General features: G+C 71.4%; 9 protein-coding genes. 1 reads left to right on the top strand and 8 read right to left on the bottom strand.

Annotated elements, in window-relative coordinates:
* The 5 genes from Q0112_RS09370 to Q0112_RS09350 all read right to left on the bottom strand — a co-directional run.
* Nucleotides 1–932, bottom strand: a 932-nt coding sequence (locus tag Q0112_RS09370) for a class I tRNA ligase family protein (RefSeq protein ID WP_297974365.1), incomplete at its 3' end; no start/stop codon positions are given.
* A 108-nt stretch (nucleotides 933–1040) separates the two neighbouring features.
* Nucleotides 1041–1754 carry a calcium-binding protein gene (locus Q0112_RS09365; protein WP_297974363.1) on the bottom strand — a complete coding sequence of 238 codons (714 nt, stop codon included), beginning with the start codon at nucleotides 1752–1754 and terminating at the stop codon, nucleotides 1041–1043.
* Nucleotides 1755–1862: 108 nt separating this feature from the next.
* Nucleotides 1863–3209 (bottom strand): HAMP domain-containing sensor histidine kinase, encoded by a 1347-nt coding sequence (locus Q0112_RS09360; RefSeq protein ID WP_297974360.1) that lies wholly within the window; start codon nucleotides 3207–3209, stop codon nucleotides 1863–1865.
* The gene (locus Q0112_RS09355) at nucleotides 3206–3871 is read right to left on the bottom strand and encodes a response regulator transcription factor (RefSeq protein WP_297974358.1); all 666 of its coding nucleotides are present in this window, start codon (nucleotides 3869–3871) and stop codon (nucleotides 3206–3208) included. The genes Q0112_RS09360 and Q0112_RS09355 overlap by 4 nt, the downstream gene beginning before the upstream one ends.
* Before the next feature lie 13 nt (nucleotides 3872–3884).
* Nucleotides 3885–4184: a PepSY domain-containing protein gene (locus Q0112_RS09350; RefSeq protein ID WP_297974356.1), complete on the bottom strand. Its 300-nt coding sequence runs from the start codon at nucleotides 4182–4184 to the stop codon at nucleotides 3885–3887.
* Nucleotides 4185–4285: 101 nt separating this feature from the next.
* Here Q0112_RS09350 and Q0112_RS09345 point away from each other — a divergent pair, with 101 nt between their 5' ends.
* Complete coding sequence (locus Q0112_RS09345; protein ID WP_297974353.1) at nucleotides 4286–4960, top strand: HAD family hydrolase; 675 nt, start codon at nucleotides 4286–4288, stop codon at nucleotides 4958–4960.
* Nucleotides 4961–5144: 184 nt separating this feature from the next.
* Here the strand turns inward: Q0112_RS09345 and Q0112_RS09340 are convergent, their stop codons facing one another.
* From Q0112_RS09340 to Q0112_RS09330, 3 genes are all read right to left on the bottom strand, one after another.
* The gene (locus Q0112_RS09340) at nucleotides 5145–6209 is read right to left on the bottom strand and encodes an ABC transporter ATP-binding protein (protein WP_297974351.1); all 1065 of its coding nucleotides are present in this window, start codon (nucleotides 6207–6209) and stop codon (nucleotides 5145–5147) included.
* A 4-nt stretch (nucleotides 6210–6213) separates the two neighbouring features.
* Complete coding sequence (locus Q0112_RS09335; protein ID WP_297974349.1) at nucleotides 6214–7038, bottom strand: carbohydrate ABC transporter permease; 825 nt, start codon at nucleotides 7036–7038, stop codon at nucleotides 6214–6216.
* Nucleotide 7039: 1 nt separating this feature from the next.
* Nucleotides 7040–7888 (bottom strand): carbohydrate ABC transporter permease (locus Q0112_RS09330; RefSeq protein WP_297974346.1); only part of this gene is annotated, 849 nt, incomplete at its 5' end.

The raw sequence follows: 7888 nt of genomic DNA, 5'->3' as shown, positions 1-7888 counted from the left end.
GGGACGTTGTCCTTGCCCATGAACTGCACGTAGCGCACGTCCCCGGCGCCCTCGTCCGTCCGCCACCAGCGCCGCCAGCCCGCCTCGCCGAGGCCGTTCGCATGCGCCCACTCGGCGGTGGCGCCGATATACTCGATCGGGGCGTCGAACCAGACGTAGAAGACCTTGCCCTCCATGCCCGGCCAGGGCTCGTCGCCGCGGCGGACCGGGATGCCCCAGGAGAGGTCGCGGGTGATCGAGCGGTCCTGCAGCCCCTCGCCGTCGTCGAGCCACTTGAGCGCGATCGAGGTCGAGAGCACCGGCCAGTCGGTCTTCGAGACGATCCACTCCCGCAGCCTGTCGCGCAGCAGGCTCTGGCGCAGGTAGAGGTGCCGGGTCTCGCGGATCTCGAGGTCGGTCGAGCCCGAGATGGCGGAGCGGGGCTCGATGAGGTCGGTGGGGTCGAGCTGCTTGGTGCAGTTCTCGCACTGGTCGCCGCGGGCGCGCGGATAGCCGCAGTTCGGGCAGGTGCCGACGACGTAGCGGTCGGGGAGGAAGCGGCCGTCGGCGGCGGAGTAGATCTGCCGCTCGGCCACCTCGGAGATGAGGCCGTTGTCGGCGAGGCGACCGGCGAAATGCTGGGTGAGGGCGTGGTTCTCCGGGCTCGAGGAGCGGCCGTAGTGGTCGAAGGAGAGGCGGAAGCCGTCGACGAGGTCCTTCTGCACCTGCCAGAGCCGGGCGCAATAGTCGGCGACCGGCTCGCCGGCCTCGGCGGCGGCGAGCTCGGCCGGCGTGCCGTGCTCGTCGGTGGCGCAGATCAGCAGCACCTCGTGGCCGCGGGCGCGGGCGTAGCGGGCGTAGACGTCGGCCGGGAGCTGGCTGCCAACCAGGTTGCCGAGGTGCTTGACCCCGTTGATGTAGGGGAGCGCGGAGGTGATGAGGATGCGTGCCATGCGGGCCCCGGGGTCATGCGAGAGCCCGGGAATAGGGCATCCTGCGGCCGCTGGCCAGAGGCTAGGGCCAACGCGAGGGGCGGGGGTAATACCGCCCCTCGCGCCGGATCAGAGGATGAAGTCGTCGGCCGTGAAGGCCGCGAGCTTCGCGTCCTCGATCACCACGATGCTGCCGTCGAAGTCGAAGCGCACATCGCTGCCGACCTGCTTGCCGGCCGCCCGCGCCTGCGACAGTGAGAGGTTGAAGTCCTCGATGTCGAGCCGGTCGATGCCGTCCTGCCAGTCCTTGATCCGGTCGCTGCCGCGGTCCCCGCGCTCGAACTCGAAGACGTCGGCGCCCGAGCCGCCGTACATGGTGTCGTGGCCACTGCCGCCCTCGATCCGGTCGTTGCCCGTTCCGCCGTAGAGCCGGTCGTTGCCGCTGCCGCCGTCGAGCGTATCGTGGCCGGCATCGCCGTACAGCGTGTCGTGGCCGCTGTCGCCGTCGACTTCATCGTTGCCGTTGCCGCCCGAGAGCCAGTCGTTGTCGCCGCCGCCGTCGATCTCGTCGTGACCGTCTTCGCCCAAGATCGTGTCGTGACCGCTGCCGCCGTCGACTTCGTCGTTGCCGGTGCCGGCTTTGATCCAGTCGTTCCCGCTGTTGCCGTCGATCTCGTCGTGACCCTCGCCGCCGTAGATCCTGTCGCTGCCGCTGCCGCCGTCGATATCGTCGTTGCCGGCGCCGGCGGAAATCCAGTCGTTGCCGCCGAGGCCGCGAATCGTATCCGCGAGCGTGGTGCCGCGCAGCGTGTTTGCGCCGTTCGTTCCGGTAATCCTTGCCATAAGGCCCAAGCCCTCCGATTCCGCCGGGACGCACCATGCTGTCCGGCACGGGCCTTCTTCTGCACGGCGACCCCTGACGCCGGTCTGACGCCGGCCGTCAGGAAGGCGTCAGGCGGGAACGGCGGGGAGGGAGAGCGTGGCGGTGAGGCCAGGGGCGGCGTTGGCGAGCGTCAGCCTGCCGCCCGCCGCGTCCGCGATGTCCTGGGCGATGGCGAGGCCGAGGCCGGTGCCGGGGCCGGTGGTGTCGAGGCGGGCGCCGCGGGCGGTGAGCTCCTCGATCCGGCTCTCGGGGATCCCCGGGCCGTCGTCGGTGATGGTGATCTCGACCGTCTCCCCGGTGCGCCGCACCGTCACCGCCACCCGCTCCGCCGCATGGCGGGCGGCGTTGTCGAGCAGCGCGCCGAGTGCCTCGGTGAGGTCGTCGACGTCGATGCGGGCGCGGATCTCGTGCGGGGCGTTCACCTCCCAGGCGATGCGCGCGCCCTGCTCGGTGCGGCGGATGACGGCGAGGAGGCGGCCGATGACGGCGGCGGGGGCCGAGGAGACGGCGTGCCCGGCAGAGGCGATGCGCGCCCGGGCCAGCTCGCGGTCGACGTGGCGGCGCATGGCCCCGGCGATCTCCTCGATGCCGTCCGCCGCCTCGACGGCCCCGGCGGCGCGCAGCCGCTCCGCCTCGCCGATCAGCGCCTGGAGCGGCGTCTTCAGCCCGTGCGCCAGGTCGGCCGCGCGGGTGCGGGCGCGCCGCGTCTCGTCCTCGCGCGCCGCGATCAGCGCGTCGACCTCGGCGGCGAGCGGGCGGACCTCGATCGGGAAGTCCTCGCCGAGGCGGGCGGCGGCGCCGGAGCGGATCGCCGCCACCCGCGCCCCGACCGTCGCGAGCGGGCGCAGGCCGACCACGACCTGCACCCATCCGCCGACGATGAGGAGCGCGGCGAGGCCGGCCAGCCAGGGGGCGAGATCGCGCACGAAGGCACGGGCGGCGGAGCGGAGCTGGTCGTTGCGCAGCGCCACCATGATGCGCACCCCGTCCGGGCCGAAGCGCGGGGCGAAGACCGTCCGCTCCAGCACGAGGAGGCTCCCGCCGCCCGGCCCGGCGGCGATGTGCTGGTGCGGCCGGCCGTCGCGCGGGTCGGGGCCCGGAAGCACGATCGCGCTGTCCCAGAGCGAGCGCGAGGCGAGCCGTTCGTCGGGGCTGTCGACCTGCCAGTAGAGGCCCGAGAGCGGCTGGCCGTAGCGGGGGTCGGTCGGCGACTGCACCATGACGAGGCGTCCGGCGGCATCCTCCTCGAGGCCGGCGGCGAGCTGGTCGAGGTCGGCGGCGAGCTCGACGACGGCGAGGCGGCGGACGTGGCGCTCGAAGAGGAAGTCGAGCCCCGCCGCGGCGAGCGCCAGCGAGAGGACCACCGCAGCTCCGCCGGCCGCGACGAGCCGGAGCCGGATCGAATCGAGCTTCACCTGTCGGCAGATTCGAGGAAGTAGCCGAAGCCGCGGCGGGTGCCGATCACCCCCGCCCCGAGCTTGCGGCGGAGCCGCGCGACGAGCGCCTCGAGCGCGTTCGCCTCGCGGGCGTCGTCGTCGCCATAGAGATGCTCGAGCAGCTCGGTCGGGGCGACGACCCGGTCGCGGTGCAGCACGAGATAGGCGAGGAGCCGGTACTCGAGGGGCGAGAGCGCGAGCGGCACGCCGCGCAGCGAGGCGGTCATCCGGTTGGCGTCGATCGCGAGGGCGCCGACCTGCTGGGTGGCGGCGCCGCGGCCGGCGGCGCGCCGCACCAGGCTGCGGGCGCGGGCGACGAGTTCCTCCATGTGGAAGGGCTTGGGCAGATAGTCGTCGGCGCCGGCGTCGATGCCCTCGACCCGCTCGGTCCAGGCCCCGCGGGCTGTCAGCACCAGCACCGGCATTTCCCGCCCGCCGGCCCGCCAGCGCTTGAGCACGGCGAGCCCGTCCATGCGCGGCAGGCCGAGGTCGAGCACGATGAGGTCGTAGTCCTCGGTATCGCCGAGGAACCAGGCCTCCTCGCCGTCGCGGCAGGTCTCCACCCGGAAGCCAGCGCTCGCGAGTGCCGCCGAGAGGTCGCGCAGGATGCGCGGGTCGTCCTCGACCGCCAAGGCACGCATCAGGAAACCCGCATCAGTCTTCCACGTCCTCGCCGATCGAGAGGATCTCGCCCGTCACCGCGTCGGCGATCGCCTCGAGCAGGCGACCGTCCGGGGTGATGAGCTCGAACTCGTAGATATACTGGCCGTTCTCCTCCTCGAACTCCACCTCGATCACGCGGGCGTCGATCTTCTCCTGGACCATGCCGAGGATGGTGGCGAGCGGCAGCACCTCGTCGCGCTCGAGCGCCTCGCGCGCGCGGGTCATGTCGTCGAGCCCGGCAGCGGCCGGCGGAGCCCAGAAGGCGAGGCAGAGGAAGATGAGGCGCAGCATGGCCGCACCATGCCACGGGGCCGCTGACGGGACGCTGACGGGAGCGCGGCCTTGCCGGGCCGCGTGGAAAGGTGTGAGGTGCGGGCAAGGGGGTTCCAAGCATGCGCATCGAGCCGGTCTTCCTCTTCGACCTCGACGGGACGCTGGTCGACAGCGTCTACCAGCACGTCCTCGCCTGGAAGCAGGCGCTCGACGCCGAGGGGATCGAGCTCTCGGTCTGGCGCATCCACCGGCGCATCGGCATGAGCGGCGGGCTCTTCACCAACCAGCTTCTGCGCGAGATCCATGCCGAGATCAGCCCCGAGCGGGTGGCCGCGCTCAGGGCGGCGCATGCCGAGGCCTACAAGGGTCTCGGGGCGCAGATCCGGCCGCTGCCCGGGGCGCGGGAGCTGCTCGCCTGGCTGACGGACGCCGGCATTCCCTGGGCGATCGCGACCAGCGGGCGGATGGAGACGGCGGCGGTGAACCTCGCCGCGCTCGGGGTCGATCCGACGGTCAATCCGGTCGTGACGCGGGACCAGGTGCGCTATGCCAAGCCTGATCCGGACCTTTTCGTCGCGGCTGCGGCCAGGCTCGGGGTGCCGATCGAGACGGCGGTGGTGGTGGGCGATGCGGTCTGGGACATGCTGGCGGCGGTGAGGTGCCGGGCGCTCGGGGTCGGGCTCCTGAGCGGGGGCTACGGCGCGCAGGAGCTGCGCGAGGGCGGGGCGATCCGGGTGTTCGAGGATCCGGCGGATCTGCTCGAGCACATCGACGAGGTCGGCGGGCGGCGCTGATCGGGGTCGAGGGGAATTCCGGTCGTGTTAACAGCGACTTGGGCGGACTGGAATGCGGCTGGAAGGAGGCTGGAAAGCGGCCATACGAATTGCGGCCGGGGCCAGAGGTTAACGGGGGCGCGGGACAGGACCGAAGCATTGTCTCGTTGACGCCGGGGGGGCGGGGCGTTCGGCGGAGTGACGGTCACTCGATCCTGTCGCCGGCCTCGTCGAAGAGGTGGATCTCCTCCGGCGGCAGCTCGAGGCCGATGGCCGGGGGCGGCGCGAGATAGCCCCGGTCGTGGGTGAGCGCCCGGAAGGGCCGGCCCTGCAGCAGGAGATGCAGGATGATGCCGTGGCCGGTTGGCTCGACGAGCTCGACCGGCGCCCGGAGCGGGGCGTCGGGGGCGAGGCGGACGTGCTCGGGGCGCACGCCGAGCGTCACCTTGGCGCCCTCGGCGACCGGGGCGCTGCGGCCGACCGGCAGCAGCACGCCCTCGCCGATGCGCACGCCGCGGGCCTCGGCGTCCCAGGTGCCGGGGACGAGGTTCATCCCCGGCGAGCCGATGAAGCCGGCGACGAAGAGGTTGGCGGGGCGGTCGTAGAGGTCGAGCGGGCTGCCGATCTGCTGGATGCTGCCGCCGTGCATGGCGACGATCCGGTCGGCCAGCGTCATCGCCTCGACCTGGTCGTGGGTGACGTAGATCGAGGTCGCCTTGAGGCCGGCGTGGAGCTTCCTGATCTCGGCGCGCATCTGCTCGCGCAGGCGGGCGTCGAGGTTCGAGAGCGGCTCGTCGAAGAGGAAGGCCTTGGGCGCGCGCACGATGGCGCGGCCCATGGCGACGCGCTGGCGCTGGCCGCCGGAGAGGGCCTTGGGCTTGCGGGCCAGGAACTCGTCGAGGCCGAGCTTGGCCGAGGCGGCGCGGAGCTTCTCGCCGATCGTGGCCTTGGGCGCGCGCCGCAGGCGCAGGCTGTAGGTCATGTTGTCGGCGACGGTCATGTGCGGGTAGAGCGCGTAGCTCTGGAAGACCATGGCGATGTCGCGGGCCTTGGGGGCGACGTCGTTCACCACGCGGCCGTCGATCGCGATGGTGCCGCTGGTGATGCCCTCGAGCCCGGCGATCATGCGCAGGAGCGTGGACTTGCCGCAGCCCGAGGGGCCGACGAGGACGATGAACTCGCCGTCGCGGATCGCGAGGTCGATGCCCTGCAGCACCGGCAGGTTGGGGCCGTAGGCCTTGGTGACGGCGCGGATGTCGATGGTGGCCATGGGGCTATCCTTTCACGGCGCCGGCGGTCAGGCCCTGCACCAGGTAGCGCTGGATGAGGAGGAAGAAGGCGCAGGCCGGGATGAGCGCGAGGACGCCCGCCGCCATCATCTGCCCGAAGTCGACGGAGAACTTGGAGACGAAGGAGAGAAGGCCGACGGGGAAGGTCGACTTCTCGTTCGAGGAGATGAGCATGAGGGCGAAGATCATCTCGCTCCAGGCGGCGGTGAAGACGAAGCCGAGGGTAGCGGCCATGCCGGGCAGGGTCAGCGGCACGATGATCTGGCGGAAGGCGGTGAAGCGGCTGGCGCCGTCGATCATCGCCGCCTCCTCGAGGTCGCGCGGGATGCCGTCGAAGAAGGACTGCATCAGGAAGCAGGCGAAGGGCACGTTGAAGGCGACGTAGACGATGACGAGCCCGGTCAGGCTGTTGGTCAGGCCGAGCGGCGAGAGCAGCTTGAAGATCGGCGCGATCAGCATGACGAGCGGGAACATCTGCGTGACGAGGAGCAGCCCCGCGACCCAGAGCTTGCCGCGGAAGGCGAAGCGGGAGAGGGCGTAGCCGGCGAGCGCGGCCAGCGCGGTCGAGATGACGGCGGTCGAGAGCGAGACGACGAGGCTGTTGCGGAAGAAGAGCGGGAAGTCCGAGTGGGCGAGGACGAAGCGGAAGTGGTCGAAGGTCACCCGCGACGGCCAGAGCCGGACGCCCTCGCTGTAGAGGAGGTCGTTGGGGGTGACCGAGACCTTCACCAGCCAGAAGAGCGGGAAGAGCGCGAAGCCGACGTAGGCGAGGATCGCCAGGCGGTGCGAGAGGGTGCCGAGGACGCGCATGTCACTTGTCCCGGTCGATGAGGCGCTGGCGGATCAGCAGGATCAGCAGCGCGTAGGTGAGGAGGAGGAAGAGGAGCACGAGCGAGATGGCCGAGGCGTAGCCGAAGTCGAGCCGCTTGAAGGCCTGGGTGAAGATGTAGCTCGCCACCGTCTGGGTGCGGTCGGCCGGGCCGCCGCCGGTCATCACGATGATGAGGTCGGTGAAGTTCGCCACCCAGACCGTGCGCAGGAGGACGGTGATGGCGATGACCGGCGCGAGGAAGGGCAGCGTGATCGAGAGGAAGCGCTGGAAGGGGTTGGCGCCGTCGATGGCGGCGGCCTCGTAGAGATCGCCGGGGATCGACTGGAGGGCGGCGAGCAGGGTGATGGCGAAGAAGGGGATGCCCCACCAGACGGCGGCGGCGATCGGGCCCCAGAGCGCGAGGTCGGGGTCGGAGAGGATGTTGTCGGGGGCGGAGAGGAGGCCGAGGGCGTAGAGCCAGTGCGGCAGCGGGCCGATGGTCGGGTTGAAGAGCCAGGCCCAGTTGAGGCCGGTCAGGAAGGTCGGCACGGCCCAGGGCAGGAAGACGAGGGCCTGGGCGAGGCCGCGGCCGCGGAAGGGGACGTCGAGCAGGAGCGCGAGGATCAGGCCGAAGACGAGCTGGATGAGGACGGTGAGGAAGGTCCACCAGAAGGTGTTGACCAGCGCCCCGAGGAAGGCGGTGTCGGAGCGGAGCGCGCGGAAGTGGTCGAGCCCGATGAAGCCGCCGGAGAAGGGGTTGAGGATCTGCACGTCGCGGAAGGCGTAGGAGATGCCGACGACGAGCGGGATCAGCATCACCGCGGTGATGATGACGAGCGAGGGGGCGGT

It is taken from the genome of uncultured Amaricoccus sp. (assembly GCF_937858865.1).
Lineage (GTDB): Bacteria > Pseudomonadota > Alphaproteobacteria > Rhodobacterales > Rhodobacteraceae > Amaricoccus.
The sequence above is the reverse complement of the archived record's forward strand: the minus strand, read 5'-3'. Positions and strand labels throughout refer to the sequence as shown.